The sequence below is a fragment of the Marinicauda salina genome, assembly GCF_003122085.1.
GTDB classification, from domain to species: Bacteria; Pseudomonadota; Alphaproteobacteria; order Caulobacterales; family Maricaulaceae; genus Maricicauda_A; species Maricicauda_A salina.
The window spans coordinates 875,749-899,292 of sequence record NZ_QEXV01000001.1; the positions used below are offsets into that span (position 1 = coordinate 875,749).

Sequence of the window (23,544 nt, forward strand, 5' to 3'; positions counted from 1 at the left end):
CTGGATCGCCGGGACAAGCCCGGCGATGACAGGTGAGCATCGGATCTTGCTCTTCTCGTCTTGGTCGAACTTGTTCCGGCCACCCCGCCCCCGCCTTGGCCCGCCGCCGCGAAACCGGTATCGAGGAGGCGCATGTCCGCCCCCTCGGCGGATGACGGGCCGGAGAAACCCACGCCGTGACCCAGGCCGCCGTCGTCGCCCCCGATGAAGTCGCCGGAACCTTCTGCGAAGCCGGCGACGCCGGCGAGGCCGTCGACCGGCTGATCGACCTTTACGACGCCTCGGTCGACGCCTTGCGCGGCGCGCTTGCGCGTTTCCTGGACGGCGGCGATCCGCCGTCCGAGGCCGACCGCCGCGCGGGACGCTTCGCCTACCCGGAACTGAGGATCACCTATCTGCCCGAGGGCCCGCCGCCGCCGCTCAGCCGGGCCTTCGGCAAGTTCGCCGAGGCGGGCGTCTACGCCCAGACCATCACCCATCCGCGCCTGTTCCGGCGCTATCTCGTCGAGCAGATTTCGCTGCTGGCGGCGGAATACCCGATCACCATCGAGACCGGGTTGTCGACGCAGGAGATCCCGTTTTCCTACGTGCTCGACGGCGCCGAGGATCTCGATCTCGACGCGGCGGTTCCCGCCGAGCTGGTGCGCCATTTCCCTTACGCCGATCTCGCCGCGGTCGAGGACGCGCTGCCCAACGGCGACTGGGTCGGCGAACCGGGCGCGCCGAAGCCGCTGGCGCTGTTCGACGCGGCGCGCACCGACTACTCGCTGCAGCGCATCCGCCACTACACCGGCGCGCCGGTCGAGGACTGCCAGAACTTCATCCTGTTCACCAACTATCACCGCTATGTCGACGCCTTCGTCGAATGGGCCGTCGAGCAGCTCAGGGCCGACAACGACTATGTCGCGCTGTCGGCGGCCGGCGGGGTGCGCGTCGACGCCGACACGCCAGACCCGCTCGCCGCCGTGGAGGGCGCGCCCTGGCGGCGCTTCCAGATGCCGGCCTACCACCTGATCGCGCCGAACGGCCGGGGCGTCACCCTGGTCAATATCGGGGTCGGCCCGTCGAACGCGAAGACGATCACCGACCATCTCGCCGTGCTCAGGCCGGAGTGCTGGCTCATGATCGGCCATTGCGGCGGATTGCGGCACTCCCAGCGGCTCGGCGACTACGTGCTCGCCCACGCCTATCTCAGGTATGACGCCGTGCTCGACCGCGACCTGCCGCTGGAGATCCCGGTCCCGCCGATCGCGGAGATCCAGATCGCGCTGCAGGGCGCGGTGAAGACGGTCACCGGCGACTCCGGAGACGATCTCAAGCGGCGCCTGCGTACCGGCACGGTGGTGACCTACGCCGACCGGAACTGGGAGCTGCGCTACGCCGCCGAATCCCGGCGCATCAACCAGTCGCGCGCCATCGCCGTCGACATGGAGAGCGCGACCATCGCGGCCAACGGCTTCCGCCTGCGCGTGCCCTACGGCACGCTTCTGTGCGTCTCCGACAAGCCGCTCCACGGCGAACTCAAGCTGGCGGGCGCGGCCAACCGCTTCTACGAGCGCGCGGTTTCGGAGCATCTGCGCGCGGGCATCGAGACCGTCGAGTCGCTCAAGCGCGAGGGCTCGGCCATGCTGCATTCGCGCAAGCTCAGGAGCTTCGACGAGCCGCCTTTCCGGTAGGACTCCGCGGGCCACTTGTCCGCCGCCCGCGCGGGCTATACTTCATCGGCCATGACCGATCGCGTCCTGCCCCTCGAGGGCGTTCACAATTTCCGGCGGTTCGGCGGCTACGAGACCCGCGAGGGCGGCCGCGTGCGCGACTCGCTGTTCCGGTCCGGCCAGTTCTCCCGCGCCACGCCGACCGATCATGAGGTCATGGACGGGCTCAATATTCGCCTGGTCGCGGATCTGCGCCGTCCGCGCGAGCGCGAGAACGAGCCCTCCCACTGGCCCGAGCGCGACGACGTCACGGTCCTCGCCTCCGATCACGCCGGCGCGGCCGAGCCGCCGCACCTGGTCTTCCTGCGCGAATCCGATCTCACCATGGATTCGATCCGCGGCTTCATGACCGACACCTATCGCCGGCTGCCCTTCGACCCCGGCAACAAGCAGGTTTTCGCCGAGGGGATGCGCGCCCTCGCCGACGCCGGCGACGATCACGGCTTCATCGTCCATTGCGCCGCCGGCAAGGACCGGACGGGCCTGTTCTGCGCCTTCCTGCTGGCCGAGCTCGGCGTCGATGAGACGACGATCAAGGACGACTACCTGCTGACGAACACCGCGGTCGATTTCGATCGCATCCTGCCGACTTTCTCCAGGCGGCTGCGCGACGATCTCGGCCGCGAGGTCGGCGACGCCGAGCTGCGCTCCTTCATGGGCGTGGACGCCGACTATCTCTCCGCCGCGCTGGACGCCGTCGGCGATCCGGGTCGCTATCTGCGCGAGGAGCTTGATATCGACGAGGCCGTGCTCGCGCGCTTGCGGGAGCGCTTGCTGACGTGACCCTCGCCGCGCTCGCCCCGGTTCGCGGTTCCGACGCCGGCTGGATCGCGCCGGAGGATGCGCTCGCTTCGCTGCGCGACGAACCGGGAACCCTGCTGCTGCACGGCGGCGGCGCGGGCGAGCGCGGGCGCTTCAGCTATCTCTTCGCCTTTCCCGCCTTCACGATCTCGGAGACCGACGCGGCGGCGGGCTTCGCCGCCCTGCAGGCGGCCGGCCGGGCGCGGCGCGCGCCGGGCGAGGGCTTCCGCGGCGGCTTCGCCGGGCTGCTGAGCTACGAGCTCGGCGCGGCGTTCGAGCGCACGCCGCTTCCCGAGACGGGCGGGGCGGCGGATCCCGTCCTCCACATGGGCTGGTACGACGCCGTCGCCGTCTTCGACCATCAGCGCGGCGAGGTCCGCGTGGAAGGCGAGGGCGACGCCGCCCGCAAGCTGGATTCGGTGCTCGCCGAGGCGAGGCCGCCGGCCGGGCTGGACGCCCGCGGCGGCCGCCTCGAGGCGATCTGGCCGGAAGCCCGCTATCTCGAGGCCGCCGCGCGCGCGGTCGACTATGTCCGCGCCGGCGACGTCTTCCAGGTCAATCTCTCCCATCCCTTCGAAGCCGAGCTCGGCGGCGCGGACGCGCCCTACGCCGTGTTCCGCGCGCTCGCCGAGGCGAGCCCTGCGGCGTTCGCGGCGTATCTGCGCATCGACGCCGGCCGGGTCGTGGTGACCAACTCGCCAGAGCGCTTCCTGCAGGTCTTTCCAGACGGCCGGGTCCAGACCCGCCCGATCAAGGGCACGCGGCCGCGCGGCGAGGATCCGCTCTCGGACCGCCGTCTCGCCGAGGCGCTGGCGGCGTCGGAGAAGGATCGCGCCGAGAACCTCATGATCGTCGACCTGATGCGCAATGATCTCTCGCGCGTCTGCGCGCCGGGAACGGTCCGGGCGCCGGACCTGTTCTCCGTCGAGGCCTTTGCCAACGTCCATCATCTCGTCTCGACGGTGGAGGGCCGGCTGGCGGCCGGCCGCGACGCGTTCGATCTCGTCGCGGCGAGCTTTCCGCCGGGCTCGATCACCGGCGCGCCGAAGCTGCGCGCGATGGAGATCATCGCCGAGCTGGAGGGCGCCCGGCGCGGCGCCTATTGCGGCGCGATGGGCTGGCTCGGCGCCGACGGGGCGGCCGACTTCAACGTCATGATCCGCACGGCGAGCTTCCGTCGGCACGGCGCGGGCTGGCGGGTCGAGGCGCGCTCGGGCGGCGCCATCACCGCCGACAGCGACCCCGCCGCCGAGCTCGCCGAGACCCGCGCCAAGATCGCCGCGCTGCGCGCGGCCATGGAGGCCCCGGCATGAGCGCTGTCTGGCTGAACGGCGAGTACGGCGAGGACCTGTCGATTTCGCCGGATGATCGCGGCTTTCTCCTGGGCGACGGCGCCTTCGAGACCCTGCACTTCAAGGACGACCGGCTGCGCCGCTGGACGCGTCATCGCGCCCGGCTCGCCGATGCGCTTGAGACGCTCGGCATCGCGGAACCCGACTGGGAGGAATTGCAGGCGGCCGCGCGCGGCGTCCCGCGCGAGAACGGGCTCGACGACGCCATCGTGCGGATCTCGGTCTCGCGCGGCCCGGGCGGGCCCGGTCTCGATTTCGCCGATGACGTCCGCCCGACCGTGCTCGTCACCGCGCGGCCTCATCCCGGCGCGCCGGGCGCGCGCGACCTCGTGACCATCGACGCGCCGCGCCGCGATCCGCGCAGCCTTTCGGCCGCGTTCAAGCCGCTGAGCTACGGCGACTGGGTCCATGCGCGCCGGCGGGCGCGCGAGCGCGACGGCGACATGGCCGTGCTGCTGTCCCAGGCGGGCGATCCCGCCTGCGCGGATTGCGCCAACCTGTTCTGGATCAAGGACGGGGTCGTCCACACGCCCTCGACCGAGACCGGCGCGCTCGCCGGCACGACGCGCGCCGCGCTGATCGCGGCGGCGGCCGAGGCCGCGGTGACGATCCGCGAAGGCGTGTTCCGGCGCAGCGAGCTCGCTGAGGCCGAAGCCGCCTTCGTCACCAACGCGACGCTCGGCGTCGCGCCGGTCCGGCGCCTCGACGGCCGCGAACTCGACCGCTCGCACGATCTCATCCTGGAGTGCGCGAAGCTGGAGGCGGGCGCGGCGTAGCGGCCGCGCCCGCCGTTCGACCATCATGCGAGATCGAAGCGGTCCGCGTTCATGACCTTCGTCCAGGCCTTCACGAAGTCCCGGACGAACTTCTCCTTGCTGTCGTCCTGGGCGTAGACCTCGGCATAGGCGCGAAGGATCGAGTTCGATCCGAACACCAGATCGAGCCGCGTCGCCGTCCATTTGACCGCGTCGGTCGTTCGGTCGCGGACTTCGTAGACGCCGTCCCCGGCGGGCTTCCAGGCATTGCCCATGTCGGTGAGGTTGACGAAGAAGTCGTTCGTCAGCGCGCCCTCGCGCTCGGTGAACACGCCGTGCTTTGTCCCGCCGTGGTTCGTTCCCAGGACGCGCATGCCGCCGACAAGCACCGTCATCTCGGGCGCGGTGAGGCCCATGAGCTGGGTGCGGTCGAGCATCAGCTCCTCGGAGCTGACGGCGTAGTCCTTCTTCAGCCAGTTGCGATAGCCGTCGGCGAGCGGTTCGAGCACGTCGAAGGACTCCGCGTCGGTCATCTCGTCGGCGGCGTCGCCCCGACCCGGCTCGAAGGGAACCGCGAGATCGAACCCCGCGGCCGCGGCCGCCTGCTCGATCCCGACATTGCCCGCCAGGACGATGACGTCGGCCAGGCTCGCGCCGGCTTCGGCGGCGATCGGCTCAAGCGCGGAAAGGACCCTGGCCAGGCGGTCGGGCTCGTTGCCTTCCCAGTCCTTCTGCGGCGCGAGACGAATGCGCGCCCCGTTGGCGCCGCCGCGCATGTCCGAGCCGCGGAAGGTGCGCGCGCTGTCCCAGGCGGTGGCGACCATCTCCGCGATCGACAGGCCGCTGTCGGCGATCTTCCGCTTCACGCCGCCGATGTCGTAATTCCTCGGGCCGGCGGGGACGGGGTCCTGCCAGATCAGGTCCTCGTCGGGCACGTCGGGGCCGAAATAGCGCGCCTTCGGACCCATGTCGCGGTGGATGAGCTTGAACCAGGCCCGCGCGAACGTGTCCCTGAACGCCTCCGGATCCTTGCGGAACCGCTCCATGATCTCGCGATAGGCCGGGTCCGTCTTCATGGCCATGTCGGCGTCGGTCATGATCGGGTTGTGGCGGATCGAGGGGTCGCTGGCGTCGAGCGGCTTGTCTTCTTCCTCGATGTCGACGGGCTCCCACTGCCAGGCGCCGGCGGGGCTCTTCCTCTGCTCCCACTCGTGGTCGAGCAGCATGTCGAAATAACCCATGTCGAAGCTGGTCGGGTGCGTCGTCCACGCGCCCTCGATGCCCGACGTGACGGCGCGGCTCGCCAGCCCCTTCATGTCGGGGTTCTTCCAGCCGAAGCCCTGTTCCTCGACCTCGGCGGATTCCGGGTCGGGCCCGAGCGCGGCGGCGTCGCCGGCGCCGTGGCACTTGCCGACGGTGTGGCCGCCCGCCGTCAGGGCGACCGTCTCCTCGTCGTTCATCGCCATTCGAGCGAAGGTGACGCGGACCTCCTCGGCCGTCTTCAGCGGATCGGGCTGGCCGTTCACACCCTCCGGATTGACGTAGATCAGGCCCATCTGAACCGCGGCGAGCGGGTTCTCCAGCGAATCCGCCGCGTCGTCACTGTCATAGCGGTCGCGGCCGAGCCATTCCTTCTCCGATCCCCAGTAGGTGTCGATCTCGGGATGCCAGATGTCCTCGCGGCCGAACCCGAAGCCGAAAGTCTTCAGGCCCATCGACTCGTAGGCGATGTTGCCCGCCAGGATGATCAGGTCGGCCCAGCTGACCGCATTGCCGTACTTCTTCTTGATCGGCCAGAGCAGCCGGCGCGCCTTGTCCAGGCTGACATTGTCCGGCCAGGAGTTGAGCGGCGCGAAACGCTGATTGCCCGTACCGCCGCCGCCGCGGCCATCGGCCAGCCGGTAGGAGCCCGCGGCGTGCCAGGCCATGCGGATCATCAGCCCGCCATAGTGGCCCCAGTCGGCGGGCCACCACGCCTGGCTGTCCGTCATGAGGGCGTGCAGATCCTTCTTCAGCGCCTCGATGTCGAGCGTCTTGAGCGCCTCGCGATAGTCGAAATCCTCGCCCAGCGGATTGGTCTTCCTATCGTGCTGGTGGAGGATGTCGAGGTTCAACGCGTTCGGCCACCAGTCCATCACGGACTGGCCGAGTTCGGTGGCGCCGCCATGCATCACCGGGCACTTGCCCGCCATGCGCGTATCGTTGCCGTCCATGTCGATCTCCGATGCTGCCGTGTCGCCTTCCATCGGGAAGAAAGGCGCATCGGCGCGGCCGCGCCGATATCCAATAACCGGCAGGCTAACACGGAGGCTCCATAGTCATAATTTGTAGTTTTTATATATCTGACAGAGCAGACCTATAGCGCAGGGTCGTCCGTCTTTGCGGCGGGTGCATGAACGCAAGAACGACCCGGCCGACGGCCGGGTCGTTCGCACGAACTCATCATGGAAAGCGTCGGGCCGCAGGCGGCCGCCGGCCAGCTACTGACCGCCCGACGGCGCCGAGGCGTCCTGCTGGCCGCTCACCTGGCCGAAATACTCGCCGCTGTCGCCGACCCGCGGCGCGGCCTCGCACTCCGGCGCGCAGGCATAGCTTTCACGCTCGGTGTTGCGGAACACCTGGACCATGCCGCGCCCGCTCTGCGTCACGACGAGATCGGAGGTGTAGATCACCTCGCCGGCCTCGTTGAGCGCGACCAGGTTGGTGCGGCCATACGCCTTGCCGGTGAGGAACACCGTGCTCGAGTCGTACAGCGTGGCGTCGGCGATGTCGGGATTGCCCACCACCAGCGCCGAGGCGGCGGACGGCAGGCGGACGATCGTGGTGTGGTCGGCCGGCACGTCGACGGCCCGGGCGAAGGCGGGCGTCGCGGCGGCGACCAGGAACACGGCGGCGAGAACGGCGCGGATCATGTTTCGGACTCCCTCAGAGTCGGCGTGCGTGCGCCCATGTGTACACGCGCGCGTATGAAGGAAGTCTAAATGCGATCTGGATTGAGGCGGCGACCCGTTCCGCGATTTACCAAGTATTCACCATAGAACAGAGAATGCGCATTTACAGAAAATAAAGCACGTTTTTTTACGTCGACGAAAGCTTCCTGCGGTTTGATGATCGCGTGTTCAGGACAGGTCGGGACGGACTTGGCTCCTGGGCCTTCGATGCAAAGGAGTTGGAAGATGAAAAATCTGGTTTCGCGCTTCATCAAGGACGAGTCCGGCGCCACGGCCATCGAGTATGGTCTGATCGCCGCCCTGATCGCGGTCGGCATCATCGCCGCGCTCACCACGCTCGGCGGCAATCTCTCGGGCACGTTCAGCAACGTCGCCAACTCTCTCTAAGAGACGCGCGACGACGACAAGTCAGACCGACTTGCAGGCGAGGCCGCTCCGAAAGGGGCGGCCTTCGCTGATTCCGGGGCGGGCTGCACCTCTTCTTAAACATGATCGGGGCATCCTCGGGCGACGTCAGCCCGAAGGAGCCGGAGCATGCTCGCTCAAGCCGCCATTCTCGCCTTCGCGTTTCTCATGATCCTCGCCGCGATCACCGACGTGCGCGGCTACACCATTCCCAACTGGATCGTCGGCGCGCTGATCGCGCTCTGGCCGGCCGCCGCGATCGGCGCTGATCTCGGCTGGGCCGACGCCGGCGCGCATCTGCTCATCGGGTTCGCCGCGCTCGCCGCCGGCATGGCGCTGTGGGCGCCGGGCTTTCTCGGCGGCGGCGACGCCAAGCTGCTCGCCGCCGGCGCGCTCTGGTTCGGCTGGCCCGACGTCTTCGGCTTCGTCCTGCTGGCCTGCGCGGCGGGAGGCGTGCTCGCGCTGGCGCTCGTCGGCCTGCGCGCAGCCGCGCCGGCGCTCAGGCTGCCGCCCGAGCGCGTCGCCGGCACCCCGCTCGCCCAGGGCGCGCCCGCGCCCTACGCGGTGGCGATCGCCGCCGGGGCGCTGATGACGATTCCGGCCGGTCCGCTCGCTGCTGCTGCGGGCGTCTAAGACAAGGCGAAGAAGAGATATCTGAGCATTAACGCGCCTTTGAGGTTTTTCGCCCTTCAATAGCAGCGAAATCCAGGCTTGGGCCTATCGATCGGGAACCGCCATGAACATCGCCCGTCTCATCATTCTCGCCGTCGCCGCGCTCGCCGCGGTCGCCGCGGCCTTCTTCGTCCGCGGCACGATGAACGCCGAGCCGGCCGACGCCGGCCGGCAGACCGTCGAACGCCAGGCGCCGACCGCGCGCGTGCTCGCCGCACGCCGCGACATCGCCGTCGGCGAACGCATCGCTCCGGCCGACATTTACTGGCAGGACTGGCCGGAAGACGCGCTCGCGCCGAACTTCGTGACCGATCAGACCGATCCGGAGGCGTCGCAGCGCTTCACGGGCGCCGTGGCGCGCGTCGCGCTGGCCCAGGGCGAACCGGTCAACGACCGCAAGCTCGTCCAGCCGGGCGACGCCGGCTTCATGTCCGCCGTCCTGTCTCCGGGCATGCGCGGAGTCGCCGTGCCGACCTCGGCGCGGACCGGCGCGGGCGGCTTCATCCTTCCCAATGACCGCGTCGACGTGATCGTCACCGGATCCACCCAGTCCGGCGTGCGCGCCGAGACGCTGGTGGAGAACGTGCGCGTGCTCGCGATCGACCAAACCTATTCGGAGACCGACGGCGAGACCGTCGTCGGATCGACCGCGACGCTCGAGCTCACCCCCGGCCAGGCCCAGGCTGTCGCCCAGGCCGTCGCCGCCGGCGACATCTCGCTCGCGCTGCGCAGCGTCGCCGACCGCGCCGGCGGTCCGCGCCTCTCCGATGGCGAGGACGAGACCGTCGAGCCGGTTCGCACCGAGACGTCCGCGAACAATCGCGTCGTGCGCGTCTTCCGCTATGGCCAGGAACAGCGCGTCGCGCTGGGATCGGGAGGCTGATCATGACCGTCTTGCGTAGTCTCGCGGCGTGCGTCGCCCTGCTGGCGACCGCCGCGCCGGCCCTCGGCCAGGCGCTGATCGGCGACGGCACCGAACGCGCCAACACGATGCAGATCCATATCCGCCAGCCCGGCGAGGGGCCGGTCTCCGAACGGCTGCCGCTGCCGCTCGGCCAGGCCGCGGTGGTGCACCTGCCGATCGACGCCGCCGACGTGATGGTGGCCAATCCCGGCGTCGCCGACGCGATCGTGCGCACGCCGCGCCGGGCCATCATCCTCGGCCAGGGCGTCGGCCGGACCAATGTCTTCTTCTTCGACTCCACCGGCGCGCTGATCCTGGATCTCGACGTCCGCATCGAGCGCGACATGGACGGGCTCCAGGATGCGCTGCGCCGCTTCGTGCCCGACGGGCGCGTGACGGCGGAGTCGATGAACTCCAACATTGTGCTCTCCGGCTCGGTGCCTTCGGCGTCGGCCGCCGACACCGCGCTGCAGGTCGCCCGCCGCTGGGCGGACGATCCCGAGCAGGTCGTGAGCTTCCTCGCCGTCGAGGGGCGCGAGCAGGTCATGCTCAAGGTCCGCGTCGTCGAGATGGAGCGCAACATCGTGCGCCAGCTGGGCGTCAACCTGTCCGGCGAGCACCGCTTCGGCGACTTTGACGCGCCGACCCGCGTTCAGGCGACCGACGACGCCGGCGCGCCGCTGGTCGACTCCAACGGCTCGCCGATCTTCAACGTCATCCAGCCGGGCCGCTACCAGAGCGGCACCACGTTCGGCACGGATAACGGCTTCGGCGTCGCCGGCGCCGCGCTCGGCGGCCTGACGGCGGGCGTCTCGACCCAGAACCTGGTCGACGGCGTGCTGCAGAGCTCGCTGGGCGCGACCCTGAACGCGCTCGAGCGCGTGGGGCTGGTGCGCACGCTGGCGGAACCGAACCTCACCGCGATCTCCGGCGAGGCGGCGAACTTCCTCGCCGGCGGCGAGTTCCCCGTGCCGGTGGGCCGCGATCGCGACGGCAACATCACCGTCGAGTTCAAGCCGTTCGGCGTCGGGCTGGGCTTCACCCCCGTCGTGCTGTCGGAGGGCCGGATCTCGCTGCGCATCTCGACCGAGGTGTCGGAGCTGTCCAATGACGGCGCGCTGTCTCTGGGCAGCGACCCCGTCGTCGACGAGGACGGCAACCAGATCGGCACCGTGGCCGGGCTCACCATTCCCGCGCTGACGGTGAACCGCGCCGAGACGACCGTGGAACTGCCTTCGGGCGGCAGCCTGGTCATCGCCGGCCTGATCCAGGAGGAGACGCGCCAGGCGCTGGACTCCGTGCCCGGCGTGGAGCGCCTGCCCGTGCTGGGCTCGCTGTTCCGCTCGCGCGACTTCGCCAACAACGAGACCGAGCTGGTCGTGATGGTCACGCCCTACCTGGTCGACCCGGCCGATCCGGACGACCTGTCGAGCCCCGGCGAGGGCCTCGCCGGAGCCACCACGACCGCCAACCTGCTGCTCGGCCGTCTCAACCGCGTCTACGCCGCGCCGGGCGCCCGGCCCGACGACCGCGGCTGGCTCGGTCCCCTCGGCTTCAGCCTGGAGTAACGCCATGATCCGCGCATTCGCCGTACTGAGCATGCTGGGCCTGGCCGCCTGCGCCACGGGCGCGCCGCGAGAGCTTCCGCGCGCCGAGGCCGTCGAGGAGACCGTGCGTCTCGAGATGCCGGTGAGCCCGGCCGACAACGGCCTGACCTGGAGCCAGCTCGAACTCGTGAGCGCCGTCGCCGCCGAGTACAAGGCGCGCGGCCACGGACCGCTCGTGATCTCCTATCCGCAGGACGCCGGCAACGCCGACGCCGCGATTGGCGCCATCGCCGAGGTGCGCACGCAGCTCTACGAGCACGGCCTCGACTGGCGCGCGATCTCCGGCGGCGCCTATGACGCCTCCGGCCGCAGCGAGGCCCCGGTGATCTTCTCGTTCACCCGCTATCGGGCCGTTCCGCCGGAGTGCCAAGGCGGATGGACCGATCTGCGCAACGCGACGCCGGGCGAGGCCTGGCCGCGCTTCGGCTGCGCGACCGCGCGCAATCTGGCCGCGACCGTGGCCGATCCGCGCGATCTCATGACCGCGCGCACGATGGCCGATCCGGACGTCGCGCGCCGTCACACCGTGCTGGAGCGCTATCGCGCCGGCCAGCCGACCGCCTCGACCCGCACCGAAGACGAAAGCGGTGCGGTGAGCGAGGTCGTGGACTAGAGGAAGGCAGGGAAGACCAATGAGCCAAGCCAACGCCTTCGATGACGACGAGTTCGCTCCGAGCGACGAGTTCGTCGAAACCGACGCGACCGTCGAGGACGGTCTCGAAGTCGAGGACGCGTACGAGGGGGAAGACGCGCTCGAGGCGGATGACGCGCTCGATGTGGATGCTTCCTTCGAGGAGGAGGACGCGCCGCTTGACCCGGAATCGGTGGAGCGACGCATCCTCGGCGAGACCGAGACGCCGGACGCCGGGACCGAGGGGGATCGCCCCTTCGGCGCCCGCTTGGCCGAGGCCAATGTCGACGCCGTCGAGATCGATCTCGATGAGTTCGGCGACGCCGCCGACGAGGCCGCGCCGGAGACGGCGCCGGCCGGCGCCGAGACGCGGCTGACCGTGGCGGAGACCCCGGTCGACCTCACCGACGAGGAGGCCGGCTTCCATCAGCCGGTGCCGCGGATCACGATCCACGCCTTCTGCGAGAGCCCCGAGACGGGCGCGCTGATCCACAACGCCGGCTCCGACCGGCGCCTGGCGAAGGCGCACGTCACCGTGGAGCTCGGCGGCCTGTCGGGCGCGATCGAGCGCTTCCACGACGAGTCCACGCCGAACCTGCTGATCGTCGAGACCGGCATGCGCGGCCGCGCCCTGTTCGAGCAGCTCGACGAGCTGGCCGCCGTCTGCGACGCCGACACCAAGGTCATCATCGTCGGCGCGGCCAACGACGTGACGCTGTATCGCGAGCTGATCCGCCGCGGCGTGAGCGAATACCTCGTGCCGCCGCTGACGCCGCTGCACCTGATCCGCACGATCTCCGAGCTGTTCCTCGATCCCGAGGCGCCGTTCGCGGGCAAGACCGTGGCCTTCATCGGCGCCAAGGGCGGCGTCGGTTCGTCGACGGTCGCCCACAACGCCTCCTGGTGCATGAGCGAGGGCCACAGCGTCGACACCGTGCTCGTGGACCTGGACCTGTCGTTCGGCACGGCCGGACTCGACTTCAACCAGGATCCCGCGCAGACGATCTCGGAAGCGCTCAACGAGCCCGACCGGCTCGACGAGGCGCTGCTCGATCGCCTGCTCGTGCGCTGCACCGACCGGCTGAGCCTGTTCTCGGCGCCGGCCACGCTCGAGAGCGAATGGGACTTCTCCCCGGACGCCTACGACACCGTCCTGGAGACCGTGCGTCGCCAGGCGCCGTTCGTCACGCTCGACCTGCCGCACGCCTGGAATCCGTGGATCCGCAGCGTGCTGCTCTCGTCCGACCAGGTCGTGGTCACGGTGACGCCGGATCTGGCGTGCCTGCGCAACGCGAAGAACCTGTTCGATCTCGTACGCCAGCACCGGCCCAACGACGAGCCGCCCAAGGTGGTCGTGAACATGGCCGGCTGCCCGAAGCGGCCCGACATCCCGCTGAAGGATTTCGCCGACGCCCTCGGCGCCTCGCCGTCGCTGGTGCTGCCCTTCGAGCCGCAGCTGTTTGGCAAGGCGGCCAATAACGGGCAGATGATCTCCGAGGTCGAGGAGAAGTCGAAGGCCGCCGAAGGGTTCGCCCACCTGGCGGGGCTGATCAGCGGCCGGACCACCAACGCGGGGGGCAAGTCCCGCTCCCGCGGCCTGTTCAAGTCCCTCTTCGGGAAGGGCTGAGGCGAGGAAGGCTAGGCGACGCTCATGTTCGGAAAACGCACGCCATCAGCGGCCGCGCGGACGTCGGGCTTCGGCGACAAGGCCGCCGCGCCGAAGTCGCCGGAGACCAGGAAGGCGCCGGCCGCCAAGCCGCGCCCCGAAGCGGTCGAGCCCGCCGAGCCGGCCAAGCCGGCCAAGCCGGCCAAGCCGAACGGCGAGGCCGCCGCCAACGGCGCGGCCGCGCCGGGACCTGCGCCGGAAGCCAAGCCCAAGCCGGCGTCCAAGCCCAAATCCAAGCCCGCGGCGAAGGCGGCGGCCTCGGGCGGCGAGACCACGGAGATCGTCGGCGCGGAGCGCTCGGCGGAGTACTACGCGGTCAAGACGACCATCTTCAACGCGCTGATCGACACGATCGACCTGTCGCAGCTGTCGCGTCTGGATCACCAGACCGCCGCCGACGAGATCCGCGACATCGTCACCGAGATCATCTCGATCAAGAACGTCGCGATGTCGATCGCCGAGCAGGAGCAGCTGCTCCAGGACATCTGCAACGACGTCCTGGGCTACGGTCCGCTCGAGCCGCTGCTGGCGCGCGACGACATCGCCGACATCATGGTCAACGGCGCCGGCGACGTCTTCATCGAGGTCGGCGGACGCGTGAAGAAGACCAATATCCGCTTCCGCGACAACGGCCAGCTGATGAATATCTGTCAGCGGATCGTCTCGCAGGTCGGCCGCCGCGTCGACGAAGCCAGCCCGATCTGCGACGCCCGTCTCGCCGACGGCTCGCGCGTGAACGTCATCGCGCCGCCGCTGGCGCTGGACGGCCCGACGCTGACCATCCGGAAATTCAAGAAAGACAAGCTCCGGATGCAGGACCTGGTGCAGTACGGCTCGATCACGCCGGAGGGCGCCAAGGTGCTCGAGATCATCGGCGCCAGCCGATGCAACGTGCTGATCTCCGGAGGCACCGGTTCGGGCAAGACGACCCTGCTCAACTGCCTCACCGCCTTCATCGGCGAGGAGGAGCGCATCATCACCTGCGAGGACGCCGCCGAACTGCAGCTGCAGCAGCCGCACGTCGTGCGCCTCGAGACCCGCCCGCCGAACCTGGAGGGGCAGGGCCAGGTGACCATGCGCGACCTGGTCAAGAACTGCCTGCGCATGCGTCCCGAGCGCATCATCGTCGGCGAGGTGCGCGGCCCGGAGGCGTTCGATCTCCTGCAGGCGATGAACACCGGCCATGACGGCTCGATGGGCACGCTGCACGCCAACTCGCCGCGCGAGGCGCTGTCGCGGATCGAGTCGATGATCACGATGGGCGGCTACAATCTGCCGACCAAGACCATCCGCGAGATGATCGCCGGTTCGATCGACGTCATCGTCCAGGCCGCCCGCCTGCGCGACGGCTCGCGCAAGATCACCCAGATCAGCGAGGTGCTGGGCATGGAGGGCGACGTGATCGTCACCCAGGACCTGTTCATCTACGAGATCACCGGCGAGGACGAGCTCGGCAATATCAGCGGCCGGCACGCCTCGACGGGCATCGCGCGTCCCAAGTTCTGGGATCGCGCGCGCTACTTCGGCCGCGAGGCCGAGCTCGCCGAAGCCCTCGACGCGTCGGAGGCCTGAGCATGGGGCCGGATGTCACATTCATCCTCGCCGCGATCTCGGCGTTCATCGCGGTGGCCGGCGCGGGCTTCGCGCTGACCGCCGGGGGGCCGAGCAAGCGCCAGGCGAAGCGGATCAGCCGCGCCGCCGGCGGCGAGGCCGTCAAGGCGAGCAAGCGCAAGGGCGGCCAGGACCAGACGGCCGCGCGCCGGCGCCAGATCCAGGACTCCATCAAGGAGCTCGAGGAGCGCCAGAAGCGCGAGCGCAAGAAGACGCTCACCCTGCGCGCGCGCATCGAGCAGGCGGGCCTGGACTGGAAGCCGATCCATTTCTGGATGCTTTCGGGCGGCGCGGGGCTCGTCGCCGGCCTGCTGACCTTCCTGACCGGTCAGCATCCGCTGATCGCGATCGCGTTCACCGCGACGGCGGCGTTCGGCCTGCCGCGCTGGATCCTTGGCTTCATGCGCAGCAGCCGGCAGAAGAAATTCTCCGCGAGCTTCGCCGACGCGCTCGACATCATCGTGCGCGGCGTGAAGTCGGGCCTGCCGCTCAACGAGTGCCTCAAGATCATCGCCAACGAGGCGCCCGAGCCGGTGAAGTCCGAGTTCGCCACCCTCGTCGAGGGCATCGGCATGGGCGTCGAGACCACCGAGGGCATGCGCCGGCTGAAGGAGCGCATGCCGCTGCCGGAGGTGAACTTCTTCGCGATCGTTCTGGTCATCCAGTCGAAGTCCGGCGGCAACCTCGCCGAGGCGCTGCAGAACCTCTCCACCGTCCTGCGCGCGCGCAAGATGATGCGCGAGAAGATCGGCGCGCTGTCCTCGGAGGCGAAGGCCTCCGCGCTCATCATCGGCGCGCTGCCGCCGGGCGTGCTCGGGATCGTGTCTGTGATGTCGCCGGACTACATGAGCCTGATGTTCACGCATCCGCTGGGCCAGATGATGCTGATGGGCGGCGCCATCTGGATGGGCTTCGGCATCCTGATGATGCGCGGCATGATCAACTTCAAGCACTGAGGGGGCGGACTTGGGCGACATCCTGCAATTCGCCGAATGGATCACGACGCCGGGCAATCTGTTCGCGATCATCGCCGCCGTGCTGGTGTTCGCGACCGTGGTGACGCTTTCGGCGCCGGCGATGGGCGGCGATGTCTACGGCAAGCGCCTCAAGCAGGTCGCCAGCCGGCGCGAGGAGCTGCGCCGCAAGTCCCGCGAGGCGCTCAAGGCCGGCAAGAGCAGCACGCTGCGCACCCAGGACGATCGCAATGTGTTCCGCAAGATCGTCGAGGGCTGGAACCTGCAGAAGCTGCTCGAGGATCCGAACCTCAAGTCGAAGCTCGCCCAGGCGGGCCTGCGCGGCCAGACCCCGGTCTTCGCGTTCTATTTCGCGCGCTTCGCCGCGCCGATCGTGCTGTTCGGGCTGGGCATGGCCTATCTCTACGGCATCAACGGCTTCGGCCTGGCGGGCATGCAGAAGCTCACCGTCGCGATGGCGCTGGCGGTGCTGGGCTACTACGCGCCGGGCATCTACCTGCACAACAAGGCGATGAAGCGCCGCGACTCGATCATGCAGGCCTTCCCCGACTCGCTCGACCTGCTGCTGATCTGCGTGGAATCGGGCATGTCGATCGAGGCGGCCTTCCAGAAGGTCGCCTCCGAGGTCGGCTCGAACTCGATCGAGCTCGCCGAGGAGCTGTCGCTGACGACCGCCGAGCTGGCCTATCTGCAGGACCGCCGGCAGGCCTACGAGAACCTCGCCCACCGCACCGCGCATCCCGGCGTGAAGGCGGTCGCGACCGCGCTCGTCCAGGCCGAACGCTACGGCACCCCGCTCGGCCAGGCGCTGCGCGTCATGGCCAAGGAGAACCGCGACATGCGCATGTCGGCGGCCGAGAAGAAGGCCGCCGCGCTGCCGGCCAAGCTCACCGTGCCGATGATCGTGTTCTTCCTGCCCGTGCTGTTCGTGGTCATTCTCGGACCGGCGATCATCAATTACCAAAGTCTGTGACGCGGCCGCCGCGTCGGGCTAACGTGCCCCGCGTGCGGTTCGCACGCTGAGGGAGGAAGTCCGTTCGATGTTCGGCCTGGGCAAGCTGGCGGAGCGCCGCCGCGTGGAGACCGAGGAGGCGGGAAGGGCCGCCGAAGCCGCGCTGGACGCGCTGGCCGCCGACGACCCGGACGCCGCCCGCAAGGCGCTGCGGAGCGCGCCCAAGAAGGTCGCCTTCGCCGATATCGGCTGGAAGCTGGCGCTCGCCTCCGCGCTCGCCGATCTCGCCGACGGCAAGCGCAAGCCCGGCCTGGCCAAGCTGGTGGAGATCGTCGCCAGCCTGGACGACACCAGCCTCGGCAAGGACGACAAGGGCTATCTCCGCCTGTTCGCGCTCTATCGCGCCATCGAGGCGTCCAAGGACGGCAAGCCGCCCGCGGAACTGCGCGCGCATGCGGAGAATTTCCGCTTCGACCACACCCTGGTCTCGAGCGAGCTCAAGACGCGCTTTCCGCTCAAGAAGACCGAAGCCCACGCCGAGGCGGCTCCGCCGCCGATGAGCGTCCCGCCCGAGGCCGACGAGGACGATCCGTTCTAGGCGGGTTCACCGCCCGCGGCGGATCTCCTGGAAGAGCCGCTCAAGACCCTGCAGGAAATCCGAGCGGTCGCGCGACGAGAAGGCGCGCCCGCCGCCGGCGGCGTCCATTTGTCCGGCGCTTCGAAGATCCGTCATCAGGTTGCGGGTGGCGAGCTTCGCGCCGATCGATTCGGCGGTGAAGGCTTCGCCGCGATGGTCGATCGCCCGCGCGCCGGCCTTCACGCAGCGATCGGCCAGCGGGATGTCGGCGGTGACGCAGATATCGCCCGGCCCGATTCGTTCGGCGATCCAGTCGTCGGCGGCGTCGGGGCCCTCGGGCACGATGACGAGCTCGGCCCACGGGCTGCGCGGGCGCATCAGCCCGCCGTCGGTGACGAGCTTGATCTCGGTCCGGTGGCGCTCGGCCACGCGGATGATCTCGTCCTTCACCGGACAGGCGTCGGCGTCGACATAGACGGTCACGGCGCGGCGGGCGGCGTCACGGCTGTTCGGACTCCGCCCCCTCGGCGAGCGCGTCCCAGCGGCGCGGGGTCGACAGCATCGAACGCACATAGTCGAGATTGGCCTCGGCCATCTCCGGCGTGGTGTCGACCAGGGCCATCTCCTCGGCTTCGTCGAAGCGGCCCTGCAGCGCCAGCACGAGGGCGAGGTTCTGGCGCACCTGCGGGGTCGCGCGATCGCTGTCGGCGGCCGTGCGCAGGAGCCGTTCGGCTTCCTCGGGTTCGCCGGCCAGCGCGTGGGACAGGGCGAGATTGCTCAGGATGGCGGGCTCGCCCGGCGCCAGGCCGCGGGCCTGGTTGAAGCGGGTGCGCGCGGCCTCCGAGCGGCCGGCCTGCTCCAGCGCCACGCCGAGCGCGTTGACGAGGCGCCAGTCCTCGCCGCGCTCGTTGAGCGCCCGGCTCAGCGGCTCGATCGCCTGCTGGCCTTGGCCCAGAGCGGTGAGCGCCATGCCGTAGCTCGCCAGCAGGTCGGCGTCGTCGGGGTAGAGCGCCAGACCCTGGCGGGCGACCTCCCGGGCGCGTTCGGTGTTGCCGAGTTTTCTGAGAACCGTGGAGAGCTGGACGGCGGCTTCGAGATCGCCGGGATTGAGCTGGTGGGCTTCCGCCCAGAAGGCGGCCTGGGTGAGCAGGTCCTGGTTGCCGATCGCCTCGCGCTCGGCCTCGGTGGCGGGCACGATGGACCGGCTTTCGAGTTCCGCAGCGAGGGCTTCTTCCTGTTCGGTGGGGGCGAGCTCGCCGGACGTGGCGCAGGCGCTGAGGGCAAAAGCCGCGGCCAGCGTGGTTGCGGACAGACGCGCGCGCATGGTCTACCTCTCGACGTGAAATTCCGACGTCACCCTGCCGGGCCTCGGTCAAGAAGCCGTTAACGCTTCCTGATGAAGACCCGGGCCCGACAGCCCTAGCGAGACAGACGAGACGATGACCGACCTGTTCGCCGCCGACGACGCCGGGGCGCGACGCGCCCGCGTCGTTCCCGCAGAGGACCTAGACGCCGCGCTGGTGACGCTGCCGTCCGACGCCGCCGACCACGCCCGCGCCGCCGGATTCAAGGCGGGCCCCAGCGAGGTCGTCGCCCTGCCGGAAAGCGGAGACGCCCCCAACGCGCTGATCGGTGCCGGGCCGGCGCGGAGCCCGTTCGACATCGCCGGCGCGGCGTTGAGCCTCGCCGAGGGCGACTGGACGCTGGAGGCCGCGCCCGAGGCGTGGGACCCCACCCAGATCGCCGTCGCCTTCGCGCTGGGCGGCTACCAGTTCACGCGCTATCGCCAGGCGGACCGCGCGCCGGCGCGCCTGGTTCCGCCCGAAACCGCCGACCGGGCCGAAGCCGAGCGGATCGTCCGCGGCGCCTTCCTGACCCGCGATCTCGTCAACACGCCCGCCGGCGACATGCTGCCCAGCGAGCTCGAGGCGGCCGTGCGCGGGCTGGCCGAGCCGCACGGCGCGACGGTGTCCGTGATCCGCGGCGAGGACCTGCTGACCGAGAACTACCCGATGATTCACGCCGTCGGGCGGGCCTCGGCCGACGCGCCGCGCCTGCTCGAGCTGGAATGGGGCGATCCCGAGCACCCCCGCCTGGCGCTGGTCGGCAAGGGCGTGTGCTTCGATTCCGGCGGGCTCGACATCAAGGGCGCCGAGGGGATGCTCCTGATGAAGAAGGACATGGGCGGGGCCGCCAACGTGCTGGGCCTGGCCTCGATGATCATGGACGCGAAGCTGCCCGTGCGGCTGCACGTGCTGGTCCCGGCCGTCGAGAACGCCATCGCCGGAAACGCCTTCCGGCCCGGCGACATCCTGAAATCCCGCAAGGGGCTCACCGTCGAGATCGGCAACACCGACGCCGAGGGCCGGCTGGTGCTGGCCGACGCCATCGCCAGGGCCTGCGAGCTCGATCCCGATCTGCTTATCGACATGGCCACGCTCACCGGCGCGGCGCGCGTCGCGCTCGGCCCCGAGGTCGCGCCCTTCTACACGGGCGACGACGCCGTCGCCGGCGCGGTGATGGAGGCCTCGGCCGCCGTCGACGATCCCGCCTGGCGCATGCCGCTCTGGGACGGCTACGACGAGCAGCTCGACGGCGAGATCTCCGATCTCTCCAACACCGGCTCGGGCAAGATGGCCGGCTCGGTCACCGCCGCGCTCTTCCTCAGACGCTTCGTGTCCGATGCGCGCGCCTGGATGCACTGGGACATCTACGCCTGGAACCCGAAGGCCCGGCCCGGCCGGCCCAAGGGCGGCGAGATGTGCGGCGCCCGGGCCCTGTACCACTGGCTCGCGACGCGCTACGGGGACTGACATGGCCGAGGAATATCAAGTCACCGCCGGCGTCGCCCCGCTGCGCCGCCGGCCCGAACCCGACGCGCCGCTCGACACCCAGATGCTCGCCGGCGAGATCTTCGAGGTCGATCGCGAGGAGAACGGCTGGGCGCACGGCGCCGCGCGTCTCGACGGCTATGAGGGCTGGGCCCCGATGGACGCGTTGTCCGCGCCCGCGCTCATCCCCACCCACCGGGTCTCGGCGCTGCGGACCTATGTCTTCTCCGAGCCGGATCTCAAGAGCGCGCCGCGCGCCCTGGTCTCGCTCAACGGCAAGATCTCGGCGGGCCGGCGCGAGGGCCGCTTCGTCGAGGCCCAGCGGCTGGGCTGGGTGTTCGAGGGCCATCTCGCCGCGCTCGGCGCGACCGAGCGCGATTACGTCGCCGTGGCCGAGCGCTTCGTCTACGCGCCCTATCTCTGGGGCGGCAAGGAGAGCGTCGGGCTCGATTGCTCGGGGCTGGTCCAGACCGCGCTCGAGGCCGCCGGCGTGGCGTGTCCCCGCGACAGCGGCGACCAGGAGGCCTGGGCGAAGGCGCGCTGGAGTCCGGTGCCCGTCACCGAGCGGCTGACCGGCCTGATGCGCGGCGATCTCGTCTTCTGGCCCGGCCATGTCGGGATCATGACCGACTCCACGCGGCTGCTGCACGCCAACGCCCACCACATGGCCACGCGCATCGAGCCGCTGGCCACGGCGGCGAAACGCATCGCCCACCACCACGCCCCGATCAGCGGCATCTACCGGATGGCGTAGGGGTTTCGTATCCGCCTTCGTTGTCATCCCGGCCGGAGCGCGAAGCGCGGAGAGCCGGGACCTACCGGACTCGCGAACGGATGTCGGGGAGCGTTCAACGTAGGTCCCGGATCTCGCCGGCAGGGCCGGCTCGCCCGGGATGACAAGCAAGGTGCGCGAGCTGAACGCCGCTACCCCGCCAACCCCTCCGCCAGGAAGGGCAGCACCCGGTCGAGCCGGTAGTCGAGGCTCGAATGGTCGTCGGGAAACTCCTCGTAGCGATGGGGAACGCCGAGGTCTTCGAGGCGCTTGTGGATGCGCCGCTGGCCGTAGAGCAGGTCGTACTGGTCGCGGTCGCCGCACTCGATATGGAGCGCCTTCAGGCCCTTGAGCGCCTCGCCGCGTGTCCTGACCATCTCGGCGGGATCCCAGGCCATCCAGTTCGCCCAGCGGTCGGGAATGCGTTCGCAGGTGTCGGGCGTCACCGGCAGGCGGATTCCCAGATAGCTGTCGGGATCGGGATCGTAGCTCGCCGCCATGGCGAGGATCATCAGGACATGGATGTCCTCGCCCTTCGGCTTGGGCGCTGCCTCGAAACCGGCGATGAACGCCTCGACCCCGCCGGCCCTGTCGAGCGCGCGCAGCGCCTTGGGGAAATCGCTTCCATGGGCGACGTCGAAGCCGGCGTCGCCGCTCATGCACCCCGCCGCCGCCCAGGTCTCGGGGCGCAGCATGGCGTTGACCAGCGCGCCGTAGCCGCCCGAGCTCTTGCCGTAGAGCCCGCGCTTGCCTTCGCCGCCGCAGGCGAAGCGCGACTCGATCTCCGGCGCCAGCTCGTCGGCGAGGAAATCCGTCCAGTCGCCGAAGACGGGGCTGTTGATGTACTGGTTGCCGCCCAGCCGCGTGAAGCCGTCGGGAAAGGCGACGACGACCGGCGGCATTGCCCCGTCGCCGATCAGCCGGTCGAGGCGCTCGGGGACGTTCTCGCCGAAATTCTTCCACGCCGTGCGGCCGAGCCCGGAGCCGGTGAAGCCGGCCAGATCGATCAGGAGCGGCAGGCCCGCGCCGTCATGGCCGGCGGGGACATAGACGTCGACGGCCCGGCGCGGGGAGTCGCCCAGCAGGTTGCCGGCGACGGCGTTGGAGTCGATCTCGATGCGGGTGAGCGCGCCTTTCGGGTGGTCGTGGCGGGCGGTCATGAAGGCTCCTTCGGGTGGGAAGGGTTTGCGGAGGCGTTGTCTCCCTCCCCCGCTTGCGGGGGAGGGTCGGGGTGGGGGCGGTGAAATTCCGGACGCGCCGCAGGCGCGCTCCGGGATCTCCCGGCGATCGATCTCGAACAGGCCCCGGCTCTCCCTCCGGTCGGCCGGGGTTTCAGGCGCCACTTCACCCCACCCCGGCCCTCCCCTCAAGGGGAGGGGGCGGCGCCCTCCCATCCCCCGGATCAAGTCCGGGGCAGGCTTTCGAGGCCCGATCCCCTCACCCTGAGGTGCGACCCCGGACTTGATCCGGGGGAGCCTCGAAGGGGCAGGGGATCGGGCGCCTCAGGATGAGGGTTGGGCTCGGAAACCGAACGTTACGCCGGCCGCCGGCTCCGGAACGCGGCGGCGAGCGTGCCGTCGTCGAGATAGTCGAGTTCGCCGCCGACCGGCACGCCGCGGGCGAGCGAGGTGACGTTGACGCCGGCGTCGGCGAGCTTGTCGGCGATGAAGTGGGCCGTGGTCTGGCCGTCGACGGTGGCGTTGAGCGCGAGGATGATCTCGGTCGTCTCCTCGCGGCCGGCGCGCTCGACGAGTTTGCCCACGTTGAGCTGGTCGGGGCCGACCCCGTCGAGGGCGGACAGCACCCCGCCGAGCACGTGATAGCGGCCGCGATAGGCGCCGGCGCGCTCGAGCGCCCAGAGATCGCCGACCGTCTCGACGACGCAGATGACCTTGGGATCGCGGTTCGTCGCCCGGCAGATCGCGCAGGGATCGGCGACGTCGAGATTGCCGCAGTCCGAGCACGGCGTGATCTTGGCGGCGGCCTCGCCGAGCGCCTCGGCGAGCGGCTCCATCAGCGCCTCGCGCTTCTTCAGAAGATGCAGCGCGGCGCGCCGGGCCGAGCGCGGGCCGAGCCCGGGCAGCTTGGCCAAGAGCTGGATGAGGCGTTCGATTTCCGGACCGGCGGCGGACATGGGGCGCGCTTTCCTCGGCGAATCCCCGCGAGGCTAGCCGAGCCGGGGCGACGCGCGAAGCGGGGTTTCAGGGTCCCGCAGCATGTCATCCCGGACGAGCCGACATTCTCGGCGAGATCCGGGATCTACGTTGAACGCATCCCGACCTCTGTTCGCGTTTCCGGTAGGTCCCGGCTCTCCCTTCGGTCGGTCGGGATGACAGGTCGAGACTTGCCCCGACCGCGCGCCGCCCCG

The 23,544-nt window shown here is 70.1% G+C and carries 22 protein-coding genes; 16 read left to right on the forward strand and 6 right to left on the reverse strand.

Annotation, left to right across the window (positions count from 1 at the left end; genetic code table 11):
• Positions 1-176 precede the first annotated feature (176 nt).
• Genes DDZ18_RS03965 through DDZ18_RS03980 form a run of 4 tightly spaced genes read left to right on the forward strand, consistent with a single transcriptional unit; the run spans position 177 to position 4,644 of the window.
• Complete coding sequence (locus DDZ18_RS03965) at positions 177-1,676, forward strand: AMP nucleosidase (RefSeq protein ID WP_109252032.1); 1,500 nt, start codon at positions 177-179, stop codon at positions 1,674-1,676.
• Positions 1,677-1,727: 51 nt separating this feature from the next.
• Complete coding sequence (locus DDZ18_RS03970) at positions 1,728-2,498, forward strand: tyrosine-protein phosphatase (RefSeq protein WP_109252033.1); 771 nt, start codon at positions 1,728-1,730, stop codon at positions 2,496-2,498.
• A complete protein-coding gene (locus tag DDZ18_RS03975; protein WP_109252034.1) occupies positions 2,495-3,829 on the forward strand; it encodes an anthranilate synthase component I family protein in 1,335 nt (444 codons plus the stop codon). The genes DDZ18_RS03970 and DDZ18_RS03975 overlap by 4 nt, the downstream gene beginning before the upstream one ends.
• Positions 3,826-4,644 carry an aminotransferase class IV gene (locus tag DDZ18_RS03980; protein ID WP_109252035.1) on the forward strand — a complete coding sequence of 273 codons (819 nt, stop codon included), beginning with the start codon at positions 3,826-3,828 and terminating at the stop codon, positions 4,642-4,644. Before DDZ18_RS03975 ends, DDZ18_RS03980 begins: the two co-directional genes overlap by 4 nt.
• A 23-nt stretch (positions 4,645-4,667) precedes the next feature.
• On the opposite strand, the gene katG is transcribed toward DDZ18_RS03980, so the two are convergent.
• Both katG and DDZ18_RS03990 read right to left on the reverse strand, forming a co-directional pair.
• Complete coding sequence (katG, locus tag DDZ18_RS03985; protein WP_199241123.1) at positions 4,668-6,836, reverse strand: catalase/peroxidase HPI; 2,169 nt, start codon at positions 6,834-6,836, stop codon at positions 4,668-4,670.
• A gap of 267 nt (positions 6,837-7,103) precedes the next feature.
• Positions 7,104-7,535, reverse strand: a complete 432-nt coding sequence (locus DDZ18_RS03990) for a pilus assembly protein N-terminal domain-containing protein (RefSeq protein WP_109252036.1) — start codon at positions 7,533-7,535, stop codon at positions 7,104-7,106.
• Positions 7,536-7,799: 264 nt separating this feature from the next.
• Here DDZ18_RS03990 and DDZ18_RS03995 point away from each other — a divergent pair, with 264 nt between their 5' ends.
• The 10 genes from DDZ18_RS03995 to DDZ18_RS04040 all read left to right on the forward strand — a co-directional run bounded on the left by DDZ18_RS03995 (position 7,800) and on the right by DDZ18_RS04040 (position 17,594).
• On the forward strand, positions 7,800-7,961 hold the full coding sequence (locus DDZ18_RS03995) for a Flp family type IVb pilin (protein WP_109252037.1): 162 nt from the start codon (positions 7,800-7,802) through the stop codon (positions 7,959-7,961).
• Between the two features lie 147 nt (positions 7,962-8,108).
• Positions 8,109-8,612 carry an A24 family peptidase gene (locus DDZ18_RS04000; RefSeq protein WP_109252038.1) on the forward strand — a complete coding sequence of 168 codons (504 nt, stop codon included), beginning with the start codon at positions 8,109-8,111 and terminating at the stop codon, positions 8,610-8,612.
• Positions 8,613-8,715: 103 nt separating this feature from the next.
• Positions 8,716-9,534 (forward strand): Flp pilus assembly protein CpaB, encoded by an 819-nt coding sequence (cpaB, locus tag DDZ18_RS04005; RefSeq protein ID WP_109252039.1) that lies wholly within the window; start codon positions 8,716-8,718, stop codon positions 9,532-9,534.
• A 2-nt stretch (positions 9,535-9,536) separates the two neighbouring features.
• Positions 9,537-11,123: a type II and III secretion system protein family protein gene (locus tag DDZ18_RS04010; protein ID WP_109252040.1), complete on the forward strand. Its 1,587-nt coding sequence runs from the start codon at positions 9,537-9,539 to the stop codon at positions 11,121-11,123.
• A 4-nt stretch (positions 11,124-11,127) separates the two neighbouring features.
• Positions 11,128-11,775 (forward strand): CpaD family pilus assembly protein, encoded by a 648-nt coding sequence (locus tag DDZ18_RS04015; RefSeq protein WP_109252041.1) that lies wholly within the window; start codon positions 11,128-11,130, stop codon positions 11,773-11,775.
• Between the two features lie 19 nt (positions 11,776-11,794).
• Positions 11,795-13,420: an AAA family ATPase gene (locus DDZ18_RS04020; protein WP_109252042.1), complete on the forward strand. Its 1,626-nt coding sequence runs from the start codon at positions 11,795-11,797 to the stop codon at positions 13,418-13,420.
• Positions 13,421-13,444: 24 nt separating this feature from the next.
• Positions 13,445-15,031, forward strand: a complete 1,587-nt coding sequence (locus DDZ18_RS04025; protein ID WP_109252043.1) for a CpaF family protein — start codon at positions 13,445-13,447, stop codon at positions 15,029-15,031.
• Positions 15,032-15,033: 2 nt separating this feature from the next.
• The gene (locus DDZ18_RS04030; protein WP_109252044.1) at positions 15,034-16,026 is read left to right on the forward strand and encodes a type II secretion system F family protein; all 993 of its coding nucleotides are present in this window, start codon (positions 15,034-15,036) and stop codon (positions 16,024-16,026) included.
• 19 nt (positions 16,027-16,045) lie between these two features.
• The gene (locus DDZ18_RS04035; protein ID WP_408631531.1) at positions 16,046-17,017 is read left to right on the forward strand and encodes a type II secretion system F family protein; all 972 of its coding nucleotides are present in this window, start codon (positions 16,046-16,048) and stop codon (positions 17,015-17,017) included.
• A gap of 67 nt (positions 17,018-17,084) precedes the next feature.
• A complete protein-coding gene (locus DDZ18_RS04040) occupies positions 17,085-17,594 on the forward strand; it encodes a hypothetical protein (protein ID WP_109252045.1) in 510 nt (169 codons plus the stop codon).
• Positions 17,595-17,600: 6 nt separating this feature from the next.
• Here the strand turns inward: DDZ18_RS04040 and DDZ18_RS04045 are convergent, their stop codons facing one another.
• Positions 17,601-18,056 carry a YaiI/YqxD family protein gene (locus DDZ18_RS04045; RefSeq protein WP_233245694.1) on the reverse strand — a complete coding sequence of 152 codons (456 nt, stop codon included), beginning with the start codon at positions 18,054-18,056 and terminating at the stop codon, positions 17,601-17,603.
• Positions 18,057-18,072: 16 nt separating this feature from the next.
• The gene (locus tag DDZ18_RS04050; protein WP_109252047.1) at positions 18,073-18,897 is read right to left on the reverse strand and encodes a tetratricopeptide repeat protein; all 825 of its coding nucleotides are present in this window, start codon (positions 18,895-18,897) and stop codon (positions 18,073-18,075) included.
• A 115-nt stretch (positions 18,898-19,012) separates the two neighbouring features.
• Between DDZ18_RS04050 and DDZ18_RS04055 the strand changes: the two genes are divergently transcribed.
• A complete protein-coding gene (locus DDZ18_RS04055; RefSeq protein WP_109252048.1) occupies positions 19,013-20,386 on the forward strand; it encodes a leucyl aminopeptidase family protein in 1,374 nt (457 codons plus the stop codon).
• 1 nt (position 20,387) lies between these two features.
• Entirely contained in the window at positions 20,388-21,158 is a 771-nt protein-coding gene (locus DDZ18_RS04060; RefSeq protein ID WP_109252049.1) for a C40 family peptidase, read from the forward strand.
• Positions 21,159-21,328: 170 nt separating this feature from the next.
• On the opposite strand, the gene DDZ18_RS04065 is transcribed toward DDZ18_RS04060, so the two are convergent.
• Positions 21,329-22,336 (reverse strand): alpha/beta hydrolase, encoded by a 1,008-nt coding sequence (locus tag DDZ18_RS04065; RefSeq protein ID WP_109252050.1) that lies wholly within the window; start codon positions 22,334-22,336, stop codon positions 21,329-21,331.
• Positions 22,337-22,710: 374 nt separating this feature from the next.
• Positions 22,711-23,310 carry a recombination mediator RecR gene (gene recR / locus DDZ18_RS04070; RefSeq protein WP_109252051.1) on the reverse strand — a complete coding sequence of 200 codons (600 nt, stop codon included), beginning with the start codon at positions 23,308-23,310 and terminating at the stop codon, positions 22,711-22,713.
• Positions 23,311-23,544: the final 234 nt, after the last annotated feature.

Coding starts and splice junctions, on each gene's coding strand:
- DDZ18_RS03970 (WP_109252033.1), top strand. CDS start 1,728: ATGACCGATCGCGTCCTGCCCCTCGAGGGCGTTCACAATTTCCGGCGG.
- DDZ18_RS03980 (WP_109252035.1), top strand. CDS start 3,826: ATGAGCGCTGTCTGGCTGAACGGCGAGTACGGCGAGGACCTGTCGATT.
- katG (WP_199241123.1), bottom strand. CDS start 6,836: ATGGACGGCAACGATACGCGCATGGCGGGCAAGTGCCCGGTGATGCAT.
- DDZ18_RS03990 (WP_109252036.1), bottom strand. CDS start 7,535: ATGATCCGCGCCGTTCTCGCCGCCGTGTTCCTGGTCGCCGCCGCGACG.
- DDZ18_RS03995 (WP_109252037.1), top strand. CDS start 7,800: ATGAAAAATCTGGTTTCGCGCTTCATCAAGGACGAGTCCGGCGCCACG.
- DDZ18_RS04000 (WP_109252038.1), top strand. CDS start 8,109: ATGCTCGCTCAAGCCGCCATTCTCGCCTTCGCGTTTCTCATGATCCTC.
- cpaB (WP_109252039.1), top strand. CDS start 8,716: ATGAACATCGCCCGTCTCATCATTCTCGCCGTCGCCGCGCTCGCCGCG.
- DDZ18_RS04010 (WP_109252040.1), top strand. CDS start 9,537: ATGACCGTCTTGCGTAGTCTCGCGGCGTGCGTCGCCCTGCTGGCGACC.
- DDZ18_RS04015 (WP_109252041.1), top strand. CDS start 11,128: ATGATCCGCGCATTCGCCGTACTGAGCATGCTGGGCCTGGCCGCCTGC.
- DDZ18_RS04020 (WP_109252042.1), top strand. CDS start 11,795: ATGAGCCAAGCCAACGCCTTCGATGACGACGAGTTCGCTCCGAGCGAC.
- DDZ18_RS04025 (WP_109252043.1), top strand. CDS start 13,445: ATGTTCGGAAAACGCACGCCATCAGCGGCCGCGCGGACGTCGGGCTTC.
- DDZ18_RS04030 (WP_109252044.1), top strand. CDS start 15,034: ATGGGGCCGGATGTCACATTCATCCTCGCCGCGATCTCGGCGTTCATC.
- DDZ18_RS04040 (WP_109252045.1), top strand. CDS start 17,085: ATGTTCGGCCTGGGCAAGCTGGCGGAGCGCCGCCGCGTGGAGACCGAG.
- DDZ18_RS04050 (WP_109252047.1), bottom strand. CDS start 18,897: ATGCGCGCGCGTCTGTCCGCAACCACGCTGGCCGCGGCTTTTGCCCTC.
- DDZ18_RS04055 (WP_109252048.1), top strand. CDS start 19,013: ATGACCGACCTGTTCGCCGCCGACGACGCCGGGGCGCGACGCGCCCGC.
- DDZ18_RS04060 (WP_109252049.1), top strand. CDS start 20,388: ATGGCCGAGGAATATCAAGTCACCGCCGGCGTCGCCCCGCTGCGCCGC.
- DDZ18_RS04065 (WP_109252050.1), bottom strand. CDS start 22,336: ATGACCGCCCGCCACGACCACCCGAAAGGCGCGCTCACCCGCATCGAG.
- recR (WP_109252051.1), bottom strand. CDS start 23,310: ATGTCCGCCGCCGGTCCGGAAATCGAACGCCTCATCCAGCTCTTGGCC.